23 protein-coding genes are annotated in these 21,730 nt (G+C 64.7%); 13 read left to right on the top strand and 10 right to left on the bottom strand.

Annotated features, from left to right (window positions below; translation table 11 throughout):
• The 3 genes from C2134_RS21660 to C2134_RS19595 form a co-directional block, all read right to left on the bottom strand.
• Positions 1 to 323, bottom strand: a 323-nt coding sequence (locus tag C2134_RS21660; RefSeq protein ID WP_158248831.1) for a PDDEXK family nuclease, incomplete at its 3' end; no start/stop codon positions are given.
• A 68-nt stretch (positions 324 to 391) separates the two neighbouring features.
• Entirely contained in the window at positions 392 to 898 is a 507-nt protein-coding gene (locus C2134_RS21655) for a CNP1-like family protein (RefSeq protein ID WP_158248830.1), read from the bottom strand.
• Between the two features lie 14 nt (positions 899 to 912).
• Positions 913 to 1,677, bottom strand: coding sequence for an NRDE family protein (locus C2134_RS19595; protein ID WP_103321755.1), 765 nt, complete (start codon positions 1,675 to 1,677; stop codon positions 913 to 915).
• 123 nt (positions 1,678 to 1,800) lie between these two features.
• Between C2134_RS19595 and C2134_RS19590 the strand changes: the two genes are divergently transcribed.
• The 9 genes from C2134_RS19590 to C2134_RS19550 all read left to right on the top strand — a co-directional run bounded on the left by C2134_RS19590 (position 1,801) and on the right by C2134_RS19550 (position 10,706).
• Positions 1,801 to 2,031, top strand: a complete 231-nt coding sequence (locus tag C2134_RS19590; RefSeq protein WP_043623827.1) for a sulfurtransferase TusA family protein — start codon at positions 1,801 to 1,803, stop codon at positions 2,029 to 2,031.
• Positions 2,032 to 2,091: 60 nt separating this feature from the next.
• Positions 2,092 to 3,126 (top strand): dihydroorotase, encoded by a 1,035-nt coding sequence (gene pyrC, locus C2134_RS19585; RefSeq protein ID WP_103321754.1) that lies wholly within the window; start codon positions 2,092 to 2,094, stop codon positions 3,124 to 3,126.
• A 433-nt stretch (positions 3,127 to 3,559) separates the two neighbouring features.
• Positions 3,560 to 5,176: a peptide ABC transporter substrate-binding protein gene (locus C2134_RS19580; RefSeq protein ID WP_103321753.1), complete on the top strand. Its 1,617-nt coding sequence runs from the start codon at positions 3,560 to 3,562 to the stop codon at positions 5,174 to 5,176.
• Positions 5,177 to 5,316: 140 nt separating this feature from the next.
• On the top strand, positions 5,317 to 6,237 hold the full coding sequence (gene oppB / locus C2134_RS19575; protein WP_103321752.1) for an oligopeptide ABC transporter permease OppB: 921 nt from the start codon (positions 5,317 to 5,319) through the stop codon (positions 6,235 to 6,237).
• A 13-nt stretch (positions 6,238 to 6,250) separates the two neighbouring features.
• Positions 6,251 to 7,165 carry an ABC transporter permease subunit gene (locus C2134_RS19570; RefSeq protein ID WP_103321751.1) on the top strand — a complete coding sequence of 305 codons (915 nt, stop codon included), beginning with the start codon at positions 6,251 to 6,253 and terminating at the stop codon, positions 7,163 to 7,165.
• A 23-nt stretch (positions 7,166 to 7,188) separates the two neighbouring features.
• The gene (locus C2134_RS19565) at positions 7,189 to 8,190 is read left to right on the top strand and encodes an oligopeptide/dipeptide ABC transporter ATP-binding protein (protein ID WP_103321750.1); all 1,002 of its coding nucleotides are present in this window, start codon (positions 7,189 to 7,191) and stop codon (positions 8,188 to 8,190) included.
• On the top strand, positions 8,183 to 9,172 hold the full coding sequence (oppF, locus tag C2134_RS19560) for a murein tripeptide/oligopeptide ABC transporter ATP binding protein OppF (RefSeq protein WP_103321749.1): 990 nt from the start codon (positions 8,183 to 8,185) through the stop codon (positions 9,170 to 9,172). The genes C2134_RS19565 and oppF overlap by 8 nt, the downstream gene beginning before the upstream one ends.
• Before the next feature lie 426 nt (positions 9,173 to 9,598).
• Positions 9,599 to 10,309, top strand: coding sequence for a 2-phosphosulfolactate phosphatase (locus tag C2134_RS19555; RefSeq protein ID WP_103321748.1), 711 nt, complete (start codon positions 9,599 to 9,601; stop codon positions 10,307 to 10,309).
• 64 nt (positions 10,310 to 10,373) lie between these two features.
• A complete protein-coding gene (locus C2134_RS19550) occupies positions 10,374 to 10,706 on the top strand; it encodes a YbjQ family protein (protein ID WP_103321747.1) in 333 nt (110 codons plus the stop codon).
• Here C2134_RS19550 and C2134_RS19545 read toward each other — a convergent pair.
• From C2134_RS19545 to C2134_RS19525, 5 genes are read right to left on the bottom strand one after another with little or no spacing between them, the layout of a single operon-like run.
• A complete protein-coding gene (locus tag C2134_RS19545; RefSeq protein WP_103321746.1) occupies positions 10,673 to 11,611 on the bottom strand; it encodes a GNAT family N-acetyltransferase in 939 nt (312 codons plus the stop codon). The genes C2134_RS19550 and C2134_RS19545 overlap by 34 nt on opposite strands.
• Positions 11,612 to 11,613: 2 nt before the next feature.
• Complete coding sequence (locus tag C2134_RS19540; protein ID WP_103321745.1) at positions 11,614 to 12,870, bottom strand: phenylacetate--CoA ligase family protein; 1,257 nt, start codon at positions 12,868 to 12,870, stop codon at positions 11,614 to 11,616.
• A gap of 42 nt (positions 12,871 to 12,912) precedes the next feature.
• Positions 12,913 to 15,318: an acyl-CoA reductase gene (locus C2134_RS19535; RefSeq protein ID WP_103321744.1), complete on the bottom strand. Its 2,406-nt coding sequence runs from the start codon at positions 15,316 to 15,318 to the stop codon at positions 12,913 to 12,915.
• Between the two features lies 1 nt (position 15,319).
• Positions 15,320 to 16,450: a LuxE/PaaK family acyltransferase gene (locus C2134_RS19530; protein ID WP_103321743.1), complete on the bottom strand. Its 1,131-nt coding sequence runs from the start codon at positions 16,448 to 16,450 to the stop codon at positions 15,320 to 15,322.
• Between the two features lie 29 nt (positions 16,451 to 16,479).
• Positions 16,480 to 17,736 (bottom strand): MdfA family multidrug efflux MFS transporter, encoded by a 1,257-nt coding sequence (locus C2134_RS19525; RefSeq protein ID WP_103321742.1) that lies wholly within the window; start codon positions 17,734 to 17,736, stop codon positions 16,480 to 16,482.
• 290 nt (positions 17,737 to 18,026) lie between these two features.
• On the opposite strand from C2134_RS19525, the gene C2134_RS19520 reads away from it, so the two are divergent.
• From C2134_RS19520 to C2134_RS19510, 3 genes are read left to right on the top strand one after another with little or no spacing between them, the layout of a single operon-like run.
• Positions 18,027 to 18,788: a CDP-diacylglycerol diphosphatase gene (locus tag C2134_RS19520; protein WP_103321741.1), complete on the top strand. Its 762-nt coding sequence runs from the start codon at positions 18,027 to 18,029 to the stop codon at positions 18,786 to 18,788.
• Positions 18,785 to 19,222 (top strand): NUDIX hydrolase, encoded by a 438-nt coding sequence (locus C2134_RS19515; RefSeq protein ID WP_103321740.1) that lies wholly within the window; start codon positions 18,785 to 18,787, stop codon positions 19,220 to 19,222. Before C2134_RS19520 ends, C2134_RS19515 begins: the two co-directional genes overlap by 4 nt.
• Positions 19,219 to 19,611 carry a VOC family protein gene (locus C2134_RS19510; RefSeq protein ID WP_103321739.1) on the top strand — a complete coding sequence of 131 codons (393 nt, stop codon included), beginning with the start codon at positions 19,219 to 19,221 and terminating at the stop codon, positions 19,609 to 19,611. Before C2134_RS19515 ends, C2134_RS19510 begins: the two co-directional genes overlap by 4 nt.
• A gap of 349 nt (positions 19,612 to 19,960) precedes the next feature.
• Here C2134_RS19510 and C2134_RS19505 read toward each other — a convergent pair whose 3' ends face one another.
• A complete protein-coding gene (locus C2134_RS19505) occupies positions 19,961 to 20,737 on the bottom strand; it encodes a tRNA threonylcarbamoyladenosine dehydratase (RefSeq protein ID WP_103321738.1) in 777 nt (258 codons plus the stop codon).
• A gap of 273 nt (positions 20,738 to 21,010) precedes the next feature.
• Here C2134_RS19505 and C2134_RS19500 point away from each other — a divergent pair, with 273 nt between their 5' ends.
• Positions 21,011 to 21,235, top strand: coding sequence for a hypothetical protein (locus tag C2134_RS19500; RefSeq protein ID WP_043623880.1), 225 nt, complete (start codon positions 21,011 to 21,013; stop codon positions 21,233 to 21,235).
• A gap of 120 nt (positions 21,236 to 21,355) precedes the next feature.
• Here the strand turns inward: C2134_RS19500 and C2134_RS19495 are convergent, their stop codons facing one another.
• Positions 21,356 to 21,691, bottom strand: a complete 336-nt coding sequence (locus tag C2134_RS19495; RefSeq protein ID WP_103321737.1) for a darcynin family protein — start codon at positions 21,689 to 21,691, stop codon at positions 21,356 to 21,358.
• Between the last annotated feature and the right edge of the window lie 39 nt (positions 21,692 to 21,730).

The following is a 21,730-nucleotide window of genomic DNA, read 5'->3' as shown; positions in this document are numbered from 1 at the left end:
ACGTGGTAGTCCTTGCCGACCTTGGCCTCGATGCGGCAGGCGACGTCCAGCGCGTTGGCCGGCCGGGTGAACATCGAGCCGATGCCGCCGGCGGCCTGCTGGGCCTGCTGGACTTCCTTCTTGCGGGCATTGCGGCGGGCGTGCTCGCCGGCCAGCACCTCGGTCACCTCGATGGCCAGAAAGCGGCCATCTGACAGCGCCACGCCGACATCCGGCGCCGGGCACTTCAGCGATCTGACATCAATGGGCGCGATGCCTTTTTGCTCAAACAGCCGCCTGACCCATTCCCTTTCGCGATTTTCCTGCAGAGTTTGCTGATCCATCGGCGCCTACGCGAATGCAAGACAGATGCTTTATCTTAGAACATCCATCCGGCTATCCGCAGCGGGCTTCAGTCGCCTTTGCGCAGCGACTCCACCGCCTGCGCGGCGTCGCGCGGTGCGCTGCCAAACGGACACAGCAGCGTGCGCAGTTCGCGGCGCAGCTTGTCGCTGTAGACGATGTCCTGCCACAGCGGGCGCATCGGTTCTATCCAACGCTGGTTGACGCTGTCGCCGAAGCCATAGGCCCGGTATTTATTGTCCTTGCACTGGATGCCTTCGACGCTGAGGTTCTCCACCTTGCCGCTGACGACCCGGCTGATGAAGCGCACCACGCCGTCCTGGCCCACGCTCAAGGTCTTGCCGTCGACAAAGAAGCGGTTGCTTTGCAGCCAGTCCGGCTTCACCTCTATCCAGTCGGCCGTCTGCGGGTAGGCGGGCAGCGAGTAGGCCTGTTCCTCCCATGGCTTGTCCACATCGAGGGCGTAGTTGTTGTTCTTGATCAGCTTGCCTTCCGCCTGCGCCGTCAGGCTCAGGCACAGCGCCAGCAGCGCCGGCAGGGTATGACGAAATTTCAATGGAGTGCTCCGGATCAGCGCGCCGTGCCGGCGCGCAGGTTGTAGTGGCGGCGGCCGGTTTCGCGTCCGGCCAGGCCCCAGCTGCGTTCGGAAAATCCGATATCGCCGCGATTGCTCACGGTCAGCAGCATGGAGCTGCGGGTGCCGTAGTCGCGGCCCTGGATGAAGATGGGCGACAGCGTTTTTTCCAGCGCCATGCCGATGCGGGTGTTGGGCAACTCGCCCGGTCCGGCCGGCGTCGGATCGGACAGTGCGGCATAGGCCTGGTCTTCGGTCGGCGGCCGGCCGAATTCTGTCAGGTATTCCGCCAGCCGCCGGCATTTGAACCATGGCGTGTCCAGCGTGGCGTTGGACAGCGTGTGGATGCCGGGCGTGACGCGGGCGATCTGCTTGTTGGGGCTGTGGAAGAAGAACAGGTCGGCGCTGCTGCCGAACAGCAGATTGAACGGCGCGTAATGATGGCTCTCGGCCCGCAGCCAGTCGGCGAAGGCGAAAGGATCGTCGTCTCCGCTGACGAAGCGCTCCACCAGCTCGCCGCGCGAACGCTCCGCCTTGGGGGGGAAGCCGTCGCGAAAGTTGGTGATGGCGGCGATGCGGTTGCGGCCGTCCACCATCAGCCAGCTGCCGCCGGACTGCAAGTCGCGGCCGCCCAGCGTGTTGGGGTATTCCGGCCACCAATCCAGCGGCGCGGTGGGGCGGGCGTAGTATTCGTCACGGTTGGCCAGCAAGACCAGCTGGCCCAAGCCCGGCATTTTATAGGCGAAGGCGATGATGCACATGATACGGACCGATTTGGGTAAGGCTTGACGACTGGCGTAAACTATACGGCTACGGCTTGCCGCGCATCGCGGCCGCGCCATGTTCCCCTCATTGTAACCCGATATGGCTGAGGACACCGGCCCATGACACCCGACAAACACATCGACCTTTCCGGCTTGAACTGCCCCTTGCCGATTCTGCGCGCCAAGAAGGCACTGGCGGACATGGCCAGCGGCGCCGTGCTGGAGGTGATCGCCACCGATCCGGGCGCGCCCAAGGATTTCGAGGCCTTTTGCCGCCAGACCGGCAATGGCCTGATGGAGTCGACCACGACAGCCGAAGGCAAGTTCCGAATGGTGCTGCGCCGCAAATAAGCCCATGGCGACGGTTTTCCGTCGCCATCGTTTCATTCACCGTTACGCAAGCGATCCACCATGCAGACACTGACCCTGATCCGCCCCGACGACTGGCACCTGCACCTGCGCGACGACGCCGCGCTGGCCGCCGTGTTGCCCGATACCTGTCGCCAGATGGGCCGCGCCATCGTGATGCCCAATCTGAAGCCGCCGGTCACTACCGTCGAAGCCGCCGCCGCCTACCGCGAGCGGATTTTGGCCGCTCGTCCGGCCGGTAGCGCCTTCGAGCCGCTGATGACGCTGTATCTGACCGACAAGACCAGTGCCGACGAGATCCGCAAGGCCAAGGCCTGCGGTTTCGTCCACGGCGTCAAGCTGTACCCGGCCGGCGCCACCACCAACTCCGATCACGGCGTCACCGACATCGCCCATGCCATGCCGGCGCTGCAGGCGATGGCGGAAGTGGGCATGCCGCTTTTGGTGCACGGCGAAGTCACCGACGCCGACATCGACGTGTTCGACCGCGAGGCGGTATTCATCGAACGGGTGATGAAGCCGTTGCTGGCCAGACTGCCGAATTTGAAGGTGGTGTTCGAGCACATCACCACGCGCGAGGCCGCCGAGTTCGTCGCCGCCGCGCCGGACAACATCGCCGCCACCATCACCGCCCACCATCTGCTGATGAACCGCAACGCGCTGTTTGTCGGCGGCATCCGGCCGCATCATTACTGCCTGCCGGTGCTGAAGCGCGAGCTGCACCGCCAGGCCTTGGTCAAGGCGGCCACGTCCGGCTCGGCCAAGTTCTTCCTCGGCACCGACAGCGCGCCGCACGCCAAGGGCGCCAAGGAGTCCGCTTGCGGCTGCGCCGGCATGTATACGGCGAATGCCGCGATCGAGCTGTACGCCGAAGCCTTCGAGGCCGCCGGCGCGCTGGACAAGCTGGAGGCCTTCGCCAGCCTGAATGGCCCGGCATTCTACGGCCTGTCCGCCAACGCGGACCGCATCACGCTGGTCAAGGAAAGCTGGACGGTGCCGGCCGAACTGCCGTATCCCGGCGATGTCCTCGTGCCGCTGCGGGCCGGCGACAGCGTGGGCTGGCGCATGAAACTGTAAAACACCGTCAGTGTTGAGAAAAATTGATGGTAAAGCCGCTTTTCAGCGGCTTTTTTCATTTCAGGCGAAGCGGCGGCGGAAAATTCTTCTTTCAATGATTCAAGCGCATTAGCATACGTCGATCCAAGCCTGCGCCATCCTGGCGCGAGGCACGACAGGCATGAGTTTGGCTGATTTGAGGCAACAGAATTTGGCATGCAAAAATGCAATAGGTATAAAAAATAATGAATGAGCAAGCCATTGATTTGCCCGAATAGTCCATTGTCAGACAAATCTTGCATGTTGAGGAAAATGAATGGAATAGTGCGCGTTTTAGGGCTTGAAGTATTCAAAACCCTCGGCGCATAATCAGCGATCCACTCTGGATACAATCGAGTGAAAAAGAATCGCGACCCGTTGCTCACGCGTCGAGACAGAACAAGGAGAGTAGAAGATGACAAACAAGCAATCGCTGCAGGGGATCGCCGCCGCTGTCGCGCTGGCCCTGGCTTCCGGTTCCGTGCTGGCCGCCAATGTGCCGGCCGGCGTCAAGCTGGCCGCTAAACAGGAGCTGGTGCGCTCCAACGGTTCCGAGCCGGAGTCGCTCGATCCCATGGTGGTGGAGGGCGTGCCCGCCAACATCATTACCCATGACCTGTTCGAAGGCCTGACCGCCACCGACAATGATGGCAAGCTGTTGCCGGGCGTGGCTGAGTCCTGGAAACAGACCAGCCCGACCACCTGGGTATTCCACCTGCGCAAAACCGCCAAGTGGTCCGACGGCAGCGCCGTGACCGCCGACGACTTCGTCTACGGCATCCGCCGCCTGGTCGATCCCAAGCTGGCCGCCCCGTATGCCGGCACCTTTGGCATTTTCTTTGAAAACGGCCCGGATATCGTGGCCGGCAAGAAGCCGAATACCGCCATCGGCGTCAAGGCGCTGGACAAGTACACGCTGGAAGTGAAGACCGCCTTCCCGGTGTCGTATCTGCCTGAGCTGATGTCGAACGCCCAATTGGGCCCGGCGCCGAAGGCCGTGATCGACAAGTACGGCAAGGACTGGACCAAGCCGGGCAAGATGGTGTCCAACGGCCCGTTCGTGCTGAAAGACTGGCAGGTCAACAGCAAAGTCGTGATCGAGAAGAACACGCAGTACTGGGACGCCAAAAACGTCCAGCTGACCAAGGTCAGCTTCCTGCCGATCGAAGACCAGAACGCGGACAACAAACTGTATCTGTCCGGCCAGACCGACATGACCTATGAGATTCCGCCCGGCTCCTTCGCCAAGCTGAAGAGCGAAATGCCCAAGGATCTGAAGAACAATACCATTCTGGGCCTGCGCTACTACAGCCTGAACCATAAAGACCCGCTGATGAAGGACGTGCGCGTGCGCAAGGCGCTGTCCATGGTGCTGGACCGCGACCTCTTGGCCGCCAAGATCACCGCGGACGGCCAGGTGCCGGCCTATAGCGTGATGGTCAACGGCGTGCACGGCGCCAAGCCGTCCACCTACGACTGGGTGAAGTGGCCGATGGCCAAGCGCGTGGACGAGGCCAAGAAGCTGCTGGCCCAGGCCGGCGTGAAGCCGGGCACCACCATCAAGCTCTCTTACAATACCAGCGACTACCACAAGAAGATGGCCATCTTCGTGGCTTCCGAGTGGAAGACCAAGCTGGGCCTGAATACCGCCATGGACAACACCGAGTTCAAGGTATTCCTGAAGAAACGCCATGACGGCGACTATCAGATCGCCCGCAACGGCTGGCTGGCCGACTACAACGACGCCACCACCTTCCTGGCGCTGGTGCAGTGCGGCAACACCCAGAACGACAACTTCAACTGCAACAAGAAGGCTGACGCGCTGATCCAGCAGGGCAACGAGACCACCGATGCGGCCAAGCGCACCGAGCTGTTGACCCAAGCCACCAAGCTGGTGATGGACGACTACCCGATGATCCCGGTGCTGCAGTACACCTTGCCGCGTCTGGTCAAGCCGTATGTCGGCGGTTACTCGCTGAAGAACACGGTTGACCGCTATCGCAGCAAGTACCTGTACATCATTCAGCACTAAGCGATTCCGCGCGGGAGGTTCCGCGTGACGAGGCCGGTTGTCCCGCAAGGGCAACCGGCCGATGATTGTGGTGTTCTCGCCCCGGGCGAGCGGCCGGCGTCCGCCTGCCGCCGAAGCGGGGCGAACGGGAGTTTCATGCGATGTGGTCTTACACTCTTCGCCGCGTGTTGGTGACGATACCAACCGTCTGGGCCGTTACGACGGTCTGTTACCTGTTGCTGCACTTGACCCCTGGCGGTCCGTTCGACGGCGAACGCAAGGTGTCGCCGGAAGTGCTGGCCAATCTGCAGGCCAAATACCATCTGGACCTGCCCTTGTGGAAGCAATATCTCTATTACCTGAACAGCCTGCTGCATGGCGATTTGGGCGCGTCGTTCCGCTACGCGGACTGGAGCGTCAATGATCTGGTGGCGCACGCGCTGCCGGTTTCCGCCGCCATCGGCGGCAGCGCCATCCTGATTTCGCTGGTGATCGGCGTGCTGCTCGGCACCATCGCCGCCTTGCGCCAGAACAGCCTCATCGACTATCTGGTGATGCTGGTCGGCAATATGGGCAGCGCCTTCCCGTCCTTCATCATCGGCCCGGTGCTGGTGCTGGTCTTCTCGATGCTGCTGCACTGGCTGCCGTCCGGCGGCTGGGATGATTTCGCCATTTCCTACATGGTGTTGCCGGTGGCCTTGCTGGTGTTCATCAACGTGGCCACCATCGGCCGCGTGATGCGCGGCAGCCTGATCGAGGTGATGAACAGCAACTTCATCCGCACCGCCCGCGCCAAGGGCCTGCCGCTGCGCACCATCGTGCTGCGCCACGCGCTGAAGCCGGCGCTGATGCCAGTGGTGACGCTGCTGGGGCCGCTGGCCATCTCGTCCATCACCTCCGCCGTGGTGACCGAGTCCATCTTCTCGCTGCCCGGCTTGGGCAAGCTGATCGTCAACGGCGCGTCCAACCGCGATTACACGCTGGTGTTGGGCCTGGTGGTGCTGGTGACGGTGATCACCGTGGTGTTCAACCTCCTCGTCGACCTGGCATACGCCCTGCTCGATCCGAAGATCCGCTACTGAGGGGGATTTCGCAATGATGAAAAGTAAACAAGCCGCGGTCGCCGCGGCGCTGGAAACCGGTCTGGCCGAGGCCGCGACCGAGGGCCGCAGCCCCTGGCGCGACGCCCGCATCCGTTTCTTCCGCAACAAGGCCGCCGTAGTGAGCCTGGTGATCCTGACCCTGATCACTTTGTCCTGTATCGTCGGCCCCTGGCTGCTGCCGCATGGCTACGCCGACACCGACTGGGATGCGATCAGCCTGGCGCCGACTTTCCAGAACCTGCACCTGTTCGGCACCGATGAACTGGGCCGCGACCTGCTGGTGCGCACCCTGATCGGCGGCCGCATCTCGCTGATGGTCGGCCTGCTGGCCACCATCGCCGCGGTGATCATCGGCGTGCTGTGGGGCGCCACCGCCGGTTTTCTCGGCGGCAAGGTAGACAATGTGATGATGCGCATCGTCGACATGATGTACGCCGTGCCCTACCTGTTGATCGCCATCCTGATGGTGACGCTCTTGGGCCGCGAGTTCTACCTGGTGGTGCTGACCATCACCATCCTGGGCTGGATGGACATGGCGCGCGTGGTGCGCGGCCAGACGCTGGCCATCCGCTCCAAGGAATACATCGAAGCCGCGCACGCCATCGGCGTGTCCACCCCCACCATCATTTTCCGCCATATCGTGCCCAACCTCTTGGGCATTGTGGTGATCTACACCACGGTGACGGTGCCGGGCGTGATCCTGACGGAATCCGTGCTGTCCTTCCTCGGCCTGGGCGTGCAGGAGCCGATGACCAGCTGGGGCGTGCTGATCGGCGACGGCACCAAGGCCATGGAAAGCCAGCCGTGGATGTTGCTGTTCCCGGCCGGCATGCTGTCCTTGACGCTTTACTGCGCCAACTATATCGGCGACGGCCTGCGCGACGCGCTGGACCCGAAAGACCGCTGACCCCAGGATAGATGAGGCAAGACATGAGCATTTTGAAAGTCAACAATCTCGGGGTGCAGTTCCAGACCAATGACGGCATGGTCAACGCGGTCAATGGCGTGAGCTTCGAGTTGAACAAGGGCCAGACCCTGGGCATCGTCGGCGAGTCCGGCTCCGGCAAGAGCCAGACCGTGCTGGCGATGATGGGCCTGTTGGCCAAGAACGGCCAAGCCAGCGGCGAGGCGCTGTTCCACGGCCAAAACATCCTGACCATGAGCGCGGCGCAGCTGAACAAGATCCGCGGCGACCGCATCTCGATGATCTTCCAGGACCCGATGACCTCGCTGAACCCGTATCTGACGGTGGAGCGGCAGATGACCGAGGTGCTGGAGCTGCACAAGGGCATGAGCCGGCGCGACGCCAAAAAACGCGCGATCGAGCTGTTGGACGCGGTGCGCATTCCCGAAGCGGCGCGCCGGGTGGACATGTACCCGCACGAATTCTCCGGCGGCATGCGCCAGCGCGTGATGATCGCCATGGCGCTGCTATGCGAGCCGGAAGTGCTGATCGCCGACGAGCCGACCACCGCGCTGGACGTGACGGTGCAGGCGCAGATCTTGACCTTGCTGAAAGACCTGCAGCGCGATTTCGGCACCTCCATCATCATGATCACCCACGATCTGGGCGTGGTGGCCGGCCTGTGCGAAAACGTGCTGGTGATGTACGGCGGCCGCGCGATGGAATACGGCCGCGCCGACGACATCTTCTATCATCCGACCCATCCCTACACCATCGGCCTGTTGGGCGCCTTGCCGCGCCTGGACCACGACGGCAGCGACCTGGTCAGCATCCCGGGCAATCCGCCGAATATGGCGCACATGCCCAAGGGCTGCCCGTTCAGCGAACGCTGCGTCCATGCCAGCCCCCGTTGCGCCGCCGAGCTGCCGCAACTGGCGGCCAGCACGCTCAATCCGAAGATTCTGCGCGCCTGTCACAAGCCGGCGGAAGAACTGGTACAAGCCGCCGCGGAGGTGACCCATGTCTGAGAACAAGCAAGTCATTCTGTCGGTGCGCAACGTCAAGGTGCACTTCCAGGTCAAGGGCGACGACGCCTGGCCGTGGAGCCCGAAGAAGACGCTGAAGGCCGTGGACGGCGTCAGCTTCGATCTGCGCGCCGGCGAGACGCTGGGCGTGGTCGGCGAGTCCGGCTGCGGCAAGTCCACGCTGTCCCGCGCCATTCTGAACCTGATCCCGGCCACCGACGGCGAGATCGTGTGGATGGGCAAGGACTTGCGCAAAGGCAGCCAGAAGGATTGGCTGAATGTGCGCAAGGATATCCAGATGATCTTCCAGGACCCGCTGGCGTCGCTGAACCCGCGCATGACCATCGCCCAGATCATCGGCGAGCCCTTGCGCGTGCACAAGCCTGAGCTGTCGGCGGAAGAAGTGATGAAGCGCGTCAAGGCGATGATGAAGCGCGTCGGCCTGCGCGAGCAGATGATCAACCGCTATCCGCACGAGTTCTCCGGCGGCCAGTGCCAGCGCATCGGCATCGCCCGCGCGCTGATCCTGGAGCCCAAGCTGATCATCTGCGACGAGCCGGTGTCGGCGCTGGACGTGTCGATCCAGGCGCAGATCATCAACCTGCTGAAGGAACTGCAGCGCGAGATGGGCCTGGCGCTGATCTTCATCGCCCACGATCTGGCGGTGGTCAAGCACATCTCGGACCGCATCCTGGTGATGTATCTGGGCCGCGAAATGGAGCTGGCCAACAAGCACGCGCTGTACGACGTGCCCTCGCACCCGTATACCCGCGCCTTGCTATCGGCCATCCCGATCCCGGACCCGCGGCTGGAAAAGACCAAGGTGATCCAGATCCTGCAAGGCGACTTGCCCAGCCCGATCAATCCGCCGTCCGGCTGCGTGTTCCGCACCCGCTGCCCGCAGGCGGAGACGCGTTGCGCGCAAGAAGTGCCCAAGCTGCGCCAGTTGAGCGAAGACACGCAGTCGTCCTGCCTGCTGGCTTGATCCACGCCGCCGGTAATTGGAGCCGGCGGCGTTTTTCTTTTCCGAAGTCCAGGATTGCGCTGATGGTTGATCCATGAGAGGGCTGTGATTGTCGCGCGTCCGGGCGAGCATGGCGGAGAATATCTGCTGACGCTGAAGCTGGATTGAATCGCTAGGCGCGATGGCGCATTGTTGGAAATCGCGCAGCAAAAACGCCCCCGGAGCCACATCTGGGGGCGTTTTCATATGATTTCTTTGAGTTTTTGATGGCCAATGGTTAAGCTTTCGACCTTTCCAATAATAATTATTTCGATCCGATGACAGGCCGCAGGCCTGGGCGGATCGCGCGGCGCGCATTGCCAAGGGGCTGGAAGGGCAGGGCGCGCCGTGTCGGACATTGAACCGCCGCCGGCAAACCGGCGGCTTGCCATTTTTCAGGGACGAAGAATGCCACATACGCAACAGGAATTTTCAGTTCGGCTGCAGTGGGGAGTGGAAGCGGCGAGGCAGTTGAGCCGGCAGGCGGACAGTTGCGTTGTCGTCGATGTGTTGTCCTTCAGTACCTGTGTCGATGTCGCCTGCGGCAACGGCGTGGTGGTGTTGCCGTATCGGGTCAAGGACGACAGCGCGCAGGACTTCGCCGCCAGCCGGCAGGCGCTGCTGGCCGGCAAGCGCAGCCGCACGCAACCGTCGCTGTCGCCGTCTTCGATGCAGCGGCTGGCCTTCGGCACCCGGCTGGTGTTGCCGTCGCCGAATGGCGCGGCCGTCAGCCTGGCCAGCGAGTCGACGCGCACCATCGCCGGCTGCCTGCGCAACGCCTCGGTGGTGGCCAACTATCTGAATGATCAGGACGGCTCGGTGCTGCTGATCGCGGCGGGCGAGCTGAATCCGGATGGCAGCCTGCGTTTCGCCTACGAAGATTTCATCGGCGCCGGCGCCATCATCCACAATCTGGCCGGCACCAAGTCGCCGGAGGCGCTGGCGGCGGAAGCGGCCTTTGTGCTGGCGCGCAACGATCTGGAGCGCCAGCTGAGCCAGGGCCTGTCGGCCTGCGAACTGGTCGAGCGCGGCTTTCCGGAGGACGTGACGCTGGCGGCGCAGCACGATGTCAGCCGCTGCGTGCCGCTGTTGCGCGACGGCGAATATCGTCCGGTCTGAGCTTCCCAGATATCATGATGGGGCCCATCCTGTTCGGGACGGGCTTCATCACCAGGAGATTTCCATGTTGCCAGCCAGAATGGTCACCACCGCTTTCGAACTGCCGGGCTACCGGATCACCGCCAACCTCGGCGTCGTGCGCGGCATCACCGTGCGTTCGCGCTCGGTCATCGGCAATTTTTTCGGCGGCTTGCAGTCGCTGTTTGGCGGCAACATCACCATCTATACCAGCCTGTGCGAGCAGGCGCGCTCGGAAACCTACGCGCTGATGTGCGACCACGCAGCGGCGCTGGGCGCCAACGCCGTGATCGGCATGCGCTACGACGCCACCGACGTGATGGCCGGCCTGACCGAGGTGCTGTGCTACGGCACGGCCGTGCGGGTGGAGCCGCTGTAAGCGCAGAGCCGGTACAGGCGCGCGGCCTGTTCATCGCAGAGATGGATGTCCTGGCCGGAAATGCCGCGCAGCCATAGCAGTTGCCAGCCGCCGGCCGCTGCCGGCAGCAGGCCGCCGAAGCGAAAGCCGGCCTTGCGCAGCTGCGCCCGCAAGGCCAGCGTTTCCGCGCTGGCCGGCAATTTCAGATAGATCAGCTGCCCGCTGGGCAGATTGGCGATTTCCGCCAGCCGCGCGGGCGTCGGCTGTTGCGCGGTCACCTCCAGCCGCTGGCCGCAACGGGTCAGCGCTAGGCCGGGCAGGCCGGCACCGACTGGCGCGCTCCCGCTTTCTCCCAAAGCCTGGCGCAGCGGCGCCAGCCATGTTCCCCACTCTTCCGGCCACGGCAGCTTCGGCAGCGGCCTCGCCTGCAGCGGCAGGCAGCCCAACAGGATGCTCTCCGGCGCCGGACCGGCAAAAGGCGTGTCGATGTAGTCCGGCAGCAGCGCGATATTGTGAAAGCCCAGCGCCTGCGCGACGTACTGGCTGCGCGGATGCGAGCATACCTGCTTGATCGTCAGCAGCGCGACGCCGAGATCGGCGGCTGCGGCGCGCAGGTGGCGGCCCAGCAGGCTGGCGATGCCCTGGCCGCGCGCATCCGGGTCCACCACGTTCATCGCCAGTTCGGCCTGGCCCGGATAGGCCGGGTTCAGCCACAGCGCGGCGTGGCCGACCAGCTTGTCGCCTTGCATTGCCACCGCCGAGCGCCACTGGCCGCTGGCGTTGCGTTGCTGGATCTGGCTGGGCAGATAGACATCGGCGTAGAAATAGCGGTCGTCGTAGATGGCGCGGAACAGCGCGCTGATGCCGGCGGCGTCGGATGGCTGGTAGTCGCGGACCCAGGCGGTTTCAGGATGGCGGACGCTCATGGCTACGCCTCCGCCAGTTGATAATCGCGGCGGTCCACCACGCGCAGCAGCTTGCCGGAGCGCGGATGGGTGCGCATCGCCTCCGGGGTGGTCTGCCGCAGCGCCAGGCTGAGCTGATCTTTTCCGCATTGCTCGGCGATGGCAGGCTGGCTGGCCAGCAGGGCCTGGCGCAGCCGCGGCAAATCCAATGGCGCGCGCGCCGCCAGCAACAATTCCAGACAGTTTCGCCCGTCCCGGCGCGAGATTTCCAGCTGCCATCCCAGCAAATCGTGCAGCTCGCCCAGCGAACGGCCCAGTTCGTCCGGGAATAGCGACAGCGTGCCGACGCGGATGCGGTGGCCGTTGCCGGCGCGGCCCAGCAGCGCGAATTTGCGCTGCGGACCGGGCGGCTCGCGCCAGCAGGCCAGATCGCCGCTGGGGTAGCGGATCACCGGCATCAGCCGGCGCTGCAGATTGGTCACCAGCAGCAGGCCGCGGCGGCCGGGCTCGTCTATCACTTCTCCGCTGTCTTCGTCGATGATTTCGATGATGCTGTCGGCGTCGAACACCCGGTGTTCGCCATGGGCGCAGTCCGGGTCGGCGTAGCCGATCAGGCCGGCGTCGACGCTGGCGCAGCCTATCGAACCGATGCGGGCCTGCGGGAATATCTGCTTCAGCAGAGCGATCTGCTCGCCGAATAGGCTCTCGCCGGCATACAGCACCGTCTCGATGGCGGGCAGCGTCAGCGAGAGCTGTTCCAGATGATGGACGAGGCGCAGCAGCTGGGCCGGCACGCCGGCCAGCACATTGATGCGATGGCGGCGGATGGCGTCGATGAGCGCGTCGTGATCGACATTGCAGCTAAACGGGTATTCCAGCACCGGCACCGGCGAATGCGACAGCGCGCCATGGGTGAACAGCAGGCTGGTGTAGAGGTCGCCGGCGAAGAACAGATTGGCGACGCGGTCGCCTGGCCGCAGCTGGCGCGCCAGCCCGGCGCCGAAGGCGCGGACGAAAGCCTGCCATTCGTCGCGGCTGAATACGGACAATTTGCCGTCGCCGGTGGAGCCACCGGTCTTGAAGACATGGCCATCGAGGGGGGCGGCTGTCAGGGCCGGCCAGCGCGATAAATCCTGGGAGTTTTGCCAAAAGGCGGCGGGATCGACCGGGGGCAGGTCGGCCAAGCGCCAGCCTTGGGCGGGCAGGCCGTGGTACAGCGTGTTGTAGTGCGGCGAATGGGTGCGGGCGTGTTCGACCAGCGAGATCAGTTTCGGATTCATGATTATGTGTGTACATGCCGGCGGCAGGGCGCCGGCCGGGTTTCAGCGTCTAAGGTCCAGTACCAGCGGGGTTTTGCCGCTGTGCGAATGGCGGCGGAATTCGCCGGCTGGCGTGGCGATGATGTCCAGCTGGAGCAGCCCGCCGCTGACCACCTCTTGCAGCATGGGGTCTTGCAGCAGGCGTTCGCGTAGGGTCCGCGGATCGCCGTCGGCCAGCAGCTGGATGCGGTCGCCGCCGTTGTCGGCGTGGTCTACCAGCCATTGCAGCGGCAGGCCTATCTGCTCGCTCAGCGCCGCCGGGTTGATGAAGATGGTGCCCGCCCGCAGCAACGCGCCGTGGCGGCCGGCCAGGCGGAAGCGCGGCGCGGCCAGGCCGCAGGGGCAGGGACCGGGCAGCCATTGGCCGAGGTCGCCCAGGTCGTAGCGCTCCACGCGCTGCGCCTCGCGTTCGCGGGAGGTGAACACCAGGCGGCCGATTGCGCCGGGCGCGGCCGCCTGGTCGCTGTCGGTTTCCAGTATCTCCAGCCACTGGGCAGCCGCCAGCAGGTGGAATTCGCCGTCGCCGCCGTGCGCGCAGGCGTGGCCCAGCGGCCCGGCGTCGACCGAGCCATACATCGCCGAGCATATCCGCTCCACGCCGAAGCTGCCGATATAGGCGCGCTGGCCGTCGCTGATGTGCTCGCCGCCGCAAAACACTTTGCGCACGCCGCCGTAACGACGCAGCACTGCGCTTTCGCATTCGAACAGCCTATGCACGGTGCCGGGCATGCCGATCAGGGAGTTGATCTTCTGTTCGACGATGAAGTGGGCGATTTCGCTGAAGTCGTCGTCGGACGGGCCACCCATCGGATACTGGGGCACGCCCAGATAGTCCAATATCGTGAAGAAGCTCAGCATGCCGCCATACATCTTGCCGCCATACAGCAGGTTCATCGCGCGGTCGGTGGCCGGGTCCAGCCCGGCCGCCAGCATGCCGTCGGCCGCCGCGCGCATATGGTGGTGGTAGTCGCGGTAGCTGACGCCGGCCAGCTTGGGCGCGCCGCTGCTGCCGCCGCTACGGAAGAATAGCTGGGCCTTGTCGTTGGGCGGCTGGTTCTGGAAGTCGGTCTTGTTCATCACCGGCAGCTGGGGCAGGCCTTCCGGCTCGACCGGCAGGGCGTCCAGATGGGCGTGGCCGGGCAGCGCGGCGGCGTCCAGACTGACCGACACCCGGCGCGACAGCCGCTGCAGCGCATAGACGCCGTCGTGCGGCTCGCCGTGGTAGCCGTCGTGCATGCGGCCGGCCGGGGCAACGCGGCTGACGCCGGCCGCCAGCAGCATGCGGCTCAGCTCCGGCAAGCGCGCGGGCGGCGCGATCAGGCCGCAGCTTTGCAGATGGGTGCGCCAGGGGCGCAGGATGCGGGCGAGCGCGGCGCGCGGAGCCGGTCTGAGCTCTACGCTGCGGAACAGCGGCGACGGCGCCAGTTCCTGATCCATACTCCAGGCCAGTCGCCAGCCTTCGCCTGTCAGCAATTGCCCCTGGCTATCGGCAAAGGCCTGGTCCAGGCGGTGAAAAGCCATGCGGGTGCTGATCTCGGCGGCTTCCTGCAAGTCCGGCGTCAAAGCCGGCCACAATGGCGCGCGCCGCTGCAGCGCGGCGGAGAGCCGGCTCGCCATGCCGCGGATCACGGCCGGATCGTCGCTGTCCACCAGCAGCGCTTGCGGGCTGGAGCAAGCTTGCTGGTCGTAGCGGCAGACATCGTCGGCCAGCGCGTCCAGCTGCTCGTCGCTGGCGGCGGCGGGATCGAGATAGGCGAAACTGATGCGGTGCCCCCAGTCTATCCAGCGGCAGCCGGGCGGCAGCTGGGCGCGGATGGCCGACAGCGCGGCGTCGCCGCCCCAGGCCGATACGCCGTCCGCATCGGCCAGCAGCTGCGAGAGCTCGGTGTTCGCTGCCGGCAGCACGGCGATATGATCGGCCAAGCGACCGCTGGCGTCGTGATGCAGCAGCTCGGCCAGCAAGCGCGCGCTGAGCCCATGATCGCTGCTGCTGGGGCGCAGCCAGTTGACATTGCCGGCCAGCAAGCCTTCCAGCGCCGCCAGGAAGGGCAGCAGCGCGGCGTTGGCGGGCGTGACGTGCAGCACCAGGCCCAGCGGCCGCCAGGCTTCGAAGCGGGGCTCGCGGTAGTCGCGGCGGCGCAGGGAAAATGGCCGCTCGCCGAGTTCCCGCTCCCGTTTGCTTTGCAGCGCCTCGCGGCGGCAAAGGGCGGCCAGTTGCATGCGGGAGGCCGCATCCAGCAAGGGGTGGTGCTCGGCCGCGATGAGGGCTTGCGCGAAGCGTTCGGCGCAGGACAGCACCGTCTCCACGTCCAGCGGCGCGGCCAGGGTATCGGCAAGGCGGGGGCGCAGCGCGTCGAGCGCGGCATCGAGCGCCAGGTCGCTGCGCAATTCTCCATGGATCAGATACATATCAGGACTCCTTGATCAGTTCAGACGCCGCCATGGCGCAGCTGCGGCTCTTGCTGGTGCCGGCGCGGCCCAAGAGTTCGAACCAGTCGGTGGCCAGGCCGCAGCCGCAGCGCTCGGCCGGCTGCAGCACGGCCAGATCGCTCAGCAACATGCTGTGCGCCGGGCTGGAGGTGATGTAGGGCGAAGCCAGGTGCAGGAAGCCCGGCTGGCCGTAAGGCAGGCGGGCCAGGGTGGCGGTGTCGCGGATCCAGGCGCGCGCCCAGCTGGGAACGTGCAGGCGGTGGCGCGGACATTCGTTATAAGGCACCGGGTGCTCGACCGAGCCGTAGCCGTCGCGGCAGCGTTCGTCGGGCAGGCCCAGTTGCTCGCCCAGCCGGCGGTACAGTTCGGTCTTCGGTATCGCCTGGTCGGCATGGGTTTTCCAGCCGCCGCCGAGCAGAACCAGCGATTCCGGATGCAGGTCCAGCGGCGGCAGACCCATGTCGCGCATCCGCTGCAAGGTGAACCACAGGAAGGCGGGAAAGCCGAGGATGCGCACCGGCAGGCCTTCCTCGGCGAATTCCTGCAGCGCGCGTATGGTGCCGAAAGGGTCGAACTCGTTGCTCTTGCCGTTGTGGCGCAGCGCGTAGACGGCGCGGTTGATCGGCGCGTATTTGCACAGGAACTGGTCGGTGTAGGCGGTGCCCAGGGTGATGGCGCCGGCCGGCTCGTAGCTGAGCAGCAGGTAGTTGCACGGTTGCTCCGGCGTATTCCAGCCGTAGTGGTCGAAGATGCGGTCCACCATGCGCTGGGCGGCGCGGATGCTGCGTTCGTCGTAGCGCATGCGGCTCTTCTGGCCGGTGGTGCCGGACGATGTCAGCTCCAGCGCGTTCTCGCCGGTTTTGCTCAGCAGCAGCCGGCGTTTGAAGTAATTGGCGAAGATGGGCGGCAATTCGGACCAGTCGGTCAGGCTGGCCAGCCGCTGCGGCGTGAAGCCGTTTTGTTCCAGCCAGCGGCGGTAGCCGGGGCTGTGTTCGCAGTGGTAGTCGACCAGTTCGCGCATCGCGGCGTCGAACAGACGGTCGCATTCGGCGTCGGCGCGGTAAGGCTGTTCCAGCGCGCACAAGGCCTCGACATGGGGGAGTGTGATCATGACGGTTCCCGTGATGAAGAAATCGGAAGTCAGGCGGAGACGGGCTCGAGCTGCGGGCGGCGCAGCAGCAGCCACAAGGGCGGCAAGGCCAGCAACGAGGCCAAGCTGACGCCGGCGGCGAAGCGGGCCGGGCTGTCGCCGGCGTCCAGCAGAGCCAGCATGGCGCTGCCGCCGCCCAGCATGGCGGTGGACAACATGCCCAGCATCGCGGCGACGCTGCCCTTGGCGTTGTCGCTGCAATACAGCGTCAGCCGATACAGGGTGGCGTTGCCCAGCCCCAGGCCGAAGGCGTAGACGCTCAAGCAGGCGACCAAGGCCGGCAGCGAGGGCGACAGCGGGGCGGCGAGTCCGGTCAGCAGCAGGCCGCCGGCCATCGGCCACAGCGCCAGCCGCAGCAGGCTGGACAATTCCATCCGCCCGGCCATCCGGTTCAAGAGCAGATTGCCGCCTATCATCGCGGCGAACACCGGCAGCTGCCACAGGCCGTATTGCAGGCTGCTGTAGCCCAGCTGGCGGATCAGCAGCAGCGGCGACAGGCCGATCCAGGCGATCAGCGGCAGGGTCAAGATGCCCAGCGCCAGACTGCCGCAGACGAAGTCGCGGTGTTTGAGCAGCGCCAGGTAATTGGCCAGCGCCACGCCCAGGCGCAGCGGCACCGGCTGCTGCGCCGGACCATCGCGCCGCGGCGCGCCCAGCGTTTCCGGCATCCAGCGCCACAGGCCCAGCGACACCAGCACGGTAGCGGCGCCCAGCGCGGCGAACAGCTGGCGCCAGGACAGAACTTCCAGCAGTAGGCTGCCCAGCAAAGGGCCGGCCAGCGGCGACAGCAAGGCGATATTGGCCAGCAAGGCCATCAGCCGCACCGCGTCGCGTTCGCTGAAGATCTCCTGCAGCGTGGGATAGCTGACCACCACGATGAAGCCCAGCGCCACGCCCTGGACGAAGCGCAGCAGATTGAAGCAGACGATGTGCTGGCTGCCGGCGGCGGCGAGGCAGGAGAGGGCGAAGATCAGCGTGCCAGCCAGCAGCGTCGGGCGGCGGCCGAAGCGGTCGGACAGAGGGCCGATCAGCCACTGGAAGGCGATGCCGCCCAGCAGGAAGGCGTTTAGCGCGGTGGGGACGTTGTGGCTGGCGGCGGAGAGATCGCGTGTGACCTGCAGCATGGCGGGCATCACCATATCGCTGGCCAGATAGGTCAATAGCTCAAAGGCGGTAAGCAGCAGGCAGAATAGCAAGGCCTGGCGGCGGGAAAGGAACAGCAGCGGACGGAATGATTCTTCGGACATGGTTGTTGCGGTTTCTGCATCGATGACATTAGGATTGCTTGGCCACGGCGGGATCGACGCGGCGGGGCAAAGATATGCCATATGAACAGATAAAAACCTGTCCTTAAGTATTGAACTTATTTATTTGTTCTATTGTTTGTCACATTTACGAAAGATAAGGTCGAAAGACGAAAATTTATTGAAACATTTTTGTGGTTTTAACCACATGTTTGATGCAATTGCGTTATCGAATAGGGCCGCCATGCGCGGAAATTCTTGAGTTGTCTTTCCATCTTTCTTCTCGAATAGCGATGAAAAAACGAATCTTTGTCGGTCTCAGCCTGTGCGCCTTGCTGGCTGCCGGCGTGTCCTATCGTGCCCTGGCCGACAGCGACGCGCTGTGGCGCATCGTCGGCGAGCAGTGCGTGCAGGACATGCAGGCCAGGGGCGCCCCCGAGCCTTGCGCCGAGGTCAAGCTGCAACAAGGCGTGGCGGTGCTGAAGGACCGCAATGGCGCGCTGCAGTACCTGTTGATTCCCACAGACCGGGTCAGCGGCATCGAAAGCCCGCGGCTGCTGCAGAACGACGCGCCGGCCTATTGGCGCGAGGCCTGGCAGGCGCGCCGTTTCATGGATGCCAAGCGCGGCGAGCCGCTGCCGCGGCAGGCGGTGTCCCTGACGATCAATTCGCAGTACGGCCGCAGCCAGAACCAGTTGCACATCCACATCTCCTGCGTCGCTCCCAAGGTGAGGCAGCAGGTGGATGATCTGGATGACAGCCTGAATACCGGCTGGCGACAGCTGCCTGTGGAGCTGGAGGGCCATTCATACTGGGCGCGACGCGTCGATGCCGACGCCAATGGCGATCCTGCGGCCGATCCGTTCCGCCTGCTGGCCGACGGCCTGCCCGGCGCGCGCGACGAAATGGGGCGCTACGGTCTGGCCTTGCTGCCGGCGGACTTCTCGGATGGTCCGGGCTTTGTGCTGCTGGCGACGCGCGCCGATGCGCTGGCGGTCAATCGGGCTTCGGCGGAGGAGCTGCAGGATCACGATTGCAAGATTTTGCAGCCATGACTCCAAGCAAGGCCTGCCCCTTGCTGCTGCAAAGCGGCAAGTTGCTATGGTTCCGCCACCCGCAGGCGGGCTGCCAGCTGGTCAAGGGCACGATAGAGTCGGGCGAGACGCCATCACAGGCGGCCTTGCGCGAATTGCGGGAAGAGGCGGGCATTGTTCATGCCCGCGTTGTGAAGGATTTGGGCGAGTGGGAAGCTGGCTATCAGGGGCAGCGTTGGTCATTCCAGCTGTGCGAAGTTGATGTGCGTCTGCCGGATAGCTGGACTCATTTTTGCGCGGATGACGGCGGCCAGCTGTTCGACTTCTTCTGGCGACCGTTACTATCCGCCGCGCCGGATGATAGCCACCCGCTGTATCATCGCGCCCTGGCCGAGGCGCGGCGCAGGCTGGCGGAGGGGCTGCCGGCGGCGTCTGGCAATGAGGAGCGGATATGAAACAGAGTTTGGCGTTGGTGACGCTGGTGGTGGCCGATTACGACGAGGCGATCGCGTTCTATGTGGGCAAGCTGGGTTTCGAGCTGACCGAGGACAGCTACCAGCCGGAGCAGGACAAACGCTGGGTGGTGGTGACCCCGCCCGGTTCGGCGGCCAGCCTGTTGCTGGCCAAGGCCAGCGACGACGCGCAGCGCGCCGCCATCGGCAATCAGGCCGGCGGCCGGGTGTGGCTGTTCCTGAATACCGACGATTTCTGGCGCGATTACGAACGCTACCGCGCGGCTGGCGTGGAGTTCACCCGCGAGCCTATGGTGCAGGATTACGGCACGGTGGCCGTGTTCCGTGATTTGTACGGCAATCAGTGGGATTTGATTCAGCGTAAGGGGTGAATTCTGCTTTGTGAGTCTCGAGCGATGAGTCCGCTGCGCGGACGATGATTTTGATTGCCGGGGCTGCCCGGCGGGCAGGGAGAGGATATTTGTTTGGCCAAATATCCCCTCCACCCCTAAAGGCCACCCTCAAGCCTGGCCTGCGGCTGCCCGACGGGACCCGTCAGGCCCGGGGCGCGACTGAACTCGCCCCGCGCTAACGTCGCGGGGCTCAAACAGGCAGCCGCTTAAAACCCCGGGCCTGCCACCCGTCGGCAGGCTTGAAGGGAGTGGGGCGCATCGGATACGCGGTCTCTCGCTGCTTCAGCCTAAAAACGGCGCCAAACATCGTGGACAGGTATTGGGCGTTTTATTTCTTGGCCTTCGCCAGATCCGTCAGCACTCTGGATGCGGCGAACAGGCCGAAGCTGGCCGTCACCACCATGCCGGCGCCGAAGCCGGCGCAGGACAGGCCCTGCGGTCCGCGCGCCTCGCCGGCGTCGCAAGCCTGGGCTTGCGGATAGACCAGCTGCTCGGTGGAGTAGACGCAGGGCACGCCCATTTTCTTGCCGTCGCGGGCAAAGCCGTGGTGGCGGCGCAGGTTGTAGCGCAGCTTCGATAGCAGCGGGTCTTGCGTCACCTCGGACAGGTCCGCCAGCTGGATCTTGCTCGGGTCCATCTGTCCGCCGGCGCCGCCGGACACGATGAAGCGCTGGCGTTTGCGCGCGCACCAGGCGGCCATGGCCGTCTTCACTTTCAGGCTGTCGATGCAGTCGACGATGTAGTCGTAGCCGCGGCCCAGCAGCTCGTCCATATTCTCTTCGGTGACGAAGTCTTCGATCTCCACCACCTCGCAGGCCGGGTTGATGGCTTTGATCCGTTCGGCCAGGGCCGTGACTTTGGCCATGCCGTACAGCGGGTCCAGCGCCGGCAGCTGGCGGTTGGTGTTCGATTCCGCCACATTGTCCAGGTCGATCAGCGTCAGTTTGCCGATGGCGCTGCGCGCCAGCGCCTCGACGGCCCAGGAGCCGACGCCGCCGACGCCCACCACGCAGACATGGGCGCGGCGGAAGCGCGCCAGCGCGTCTTCGCCGTAGAGGCGGGCAATGCCGCCAAAGCGGCGGTCGAGATCGGCAGAGTGGTCCATCGGGTATTACCTGGCTTGCGAAAAAACGGCCAAGGATAACCAAGCCGCCGTCGCAGTGCCAGTTCGCGTGCGGTTTTGCCGCCGCGCTGTGGCGTTTCTGGCTGGCATGAAGATTTTTTTACAATCCAACTGCTTGATTGATTGGAACCTTTTTCGATCGGCCGTATCTTGTCTATTACGTGCTCGGCTTTTCCGGGCATGTGTTGCGGGACCGGCAAGAATGGCTTGCGGCGATTCCTCTGCCGGCCAACTCTCAGTACTAGGGAGATTCCGATGAAGCAGCAAAGATTCGATATCGATTTGGACAAGCATTACAACGCCACGGTGGTGATTGCCTGCGAGGAGTGCGGGCGTGAAACCCGGATGCACCTGAAGTCCCTGCTACCCGACCATGCCTTGCGCTGCCGCTGCGGCGCCGACATCAGCATGGGCGCTCCCGAAATCCAGAAAGCTGAACGCCAGGCTGACGCCATTCGACAATCGTACCGCATTCACTAGGCAAGATTTGATCACAATCCGTTGACTCCCGCGCCGGCCTTGGGCCGGCTCCAACAGGTTCCTTGCCTGTGGCGCGCAAGCGCAACCGAATACGGCGGCCCCAGAGGCCGCCGTCGGCTTTTATCTCGCCAGCTGCGCGTCGTAGTCGAGGAAGCCGTCCTCCACCGCGGGGATGATGTCCACGAATTCGAAGTACGGTTCGGTCATCAGCGGGCTGTCGCGCAGCGCGTCGATCAGAAAGTAGAACTCCTTGACCGATGCGGCTTCGAACATGGCGACGTCGCTGCAGCGCGCGGTAAAGGCCTCCGCGTCGAACCAGCGCATTTTGACGCCGGGGTAGCGCGCATAAATCGGCTTCAGCGTTTCCTGCTCGAAGCGGCGGCGTTCCGGCCGGCTCAGCCGCAGCCAGTTGGGGTGGGCGCGCATCAACGCGAAGAAAGTCATGGGTTGCGACATGGTGGTTCTCCATAGCGGGATAGGGAAGGGCGGGCCGGC

The organism is Chromobacterium sinusclupearum (assembly GCF_002902845.1).
GTDB lineage: Bacteria > Pseudomonadota > Gammaproteobacteria > Burkholderiales > Chromobacteriaceae > Chromobacterium > Chromobacterium sinusclupearum.
The sequence above is the reverse complement of the archived record's forward strand: the minus strand, read 5'-3'. Positions and strand labels throughout refer to the sequence as shown.

Bases quoted from the DNA above. Each gene is read 5' to 3' on its own strand.
- C2134_RS19520 (WP_103321741.1), top strand. From the start codon at position 18,027: ATGAAAAAACGAATCTTTGTCGGTCTCAGCCTGTGCGCCTTGCTGGCT.
- C2134_RS19510 (WP_103321739.1), top strand. From the start codon at position 19,219: ATGAAACAGAGTTTGGCGTTGGTGACGCTGGTGGTGGCCGATTACGAC.
- C2134_RS19540 (WP_103321745.1), bottom strand. From the start codon at position 12,870: ATGAATCCGAAACTGATCTCGCTGGTCGAACACGCCCGCACCCATTCG.
- C2134_RS19580 (WP_103321753.1), top strand. From the start codon at position 3,560: ATGACAAACAAGCAATCGCTGCAGGGGATCGCCGCCGCTGTCGCGCTG.
- C2134_RS19595 (WP_103321755.1), bottom strand. From the start codon at position 1,677: ATGTGCATCATCGCCTTCGCCTATAAAATGCCGGGCTTGGGCCAGCTG.
- C2134_RS19530 (WP_103321743.1), bottom strand. From the start codon at position 16,450: ATGATCACACTCCCCCATGTCGAGGCCTTGTGCGCGCTGGAACAGCCT.
- oppF (WP_103321749.1), top strand. From the start codon at position 8,183: ATGTCTGAGAACAAGCAAGTCATTCTGTCGGTGCGCAACGTCAAGGTG.
- C2134_RS19550 (WP_103321747.1), top strand. From the start codon at position 10,374: ATGTTGCCAGCCAGAATGGTCACCACCGCTTTCGAACTGCCGGGCTAC.
- C2134_RS19565 (WP_103321750.1), top strand. From the start codon at position 7,189: ATGAGCATTTTGAAAGTCAACAATCTCGGGGTGCAGTTCCAGACCAAT.
- C2134_RS19570 (WP_103321751.1), top strand. From the start codon at position 6,251: ATGATGAAAAGTAAACAAGCCGCGGTCGCCGCGGCGCTGGAAACCGGT.
- C2134_RS19495 (WP_103321737.1), bottom strand. From the start codon at position 21,691: ATGTCGCAACCCATGACTTTCTTCGCGTTGATGCGCGCCCACCCCAAC.
- oppB (WP_103321752.1), top strand. From the start codon at position 5,317: ATGTGGTCTTACACTCTTCGCCGCGTGTTGGTGACGATACCAACCGTC.
- pyrC (WP_103321754.1), top strand. From the start codon at position 2,092: ATGCAGACACTGACCCTGATCCGCCCCGACGACTGGCACCTGCACCTG.
- C2134_RS19500 (WP_043623880.1), top strand. From the start codon at position 21,011: ATGAAGCAGCAAAGATTCGATATCGATTTGGACAAGCATTACAACGCC.
- C2134_RS19535 (WP_103321744.1), bottom strand. From the start codon at position 15,318: ATGTATCTGATCCATGGAGAATTGCGCAGCGACCTGGCGCTCGATGCC.
- C2134_RS19545 (WP_103321746.1), bottom strand. From the start codon at position 11,611: ATGAGCGTCCGCCATCCTGAAACCGCCTGGGTCCGCGACTACCAGCCA.
- C2134_RS19505 (WP_103321738.1), bottom strand. From the start codon at position 20,737: ATGGACCACTCTGCCGATCTCGACCGCCGCTTTGGCGGCATTGCCCGC.
- C2134_RS19515 (WP_103321740.1), top strand. From the start codon at position 18,785: ATGACTCCAAGCAAGGCCTGCCCCTTGCTGCTGCAAAGCGGCAAGTTG.
- C2134_RS19590 (WP_043623827.1), top strand. From the start codon at position 1,801: ATGACACCCGACAAACACATCGACCTTTCCGGCTTGAACTGCCCCTTG.
- C2134_RS19555 (WP_103321748.1), top strand. From the start codon at position 9,599: ATGCCACATACGCAACAGGAATTTTCAGTTCGGCTGCAGTGGGGAGTG.
- C2134_RS19525 (WP_103321742.1), bottom strand. From the start codon at position 17,736: ATGTCCGAAGAATCATTCCGTCCGCTGCTGTTCCTTTCCCGCCGCCAG.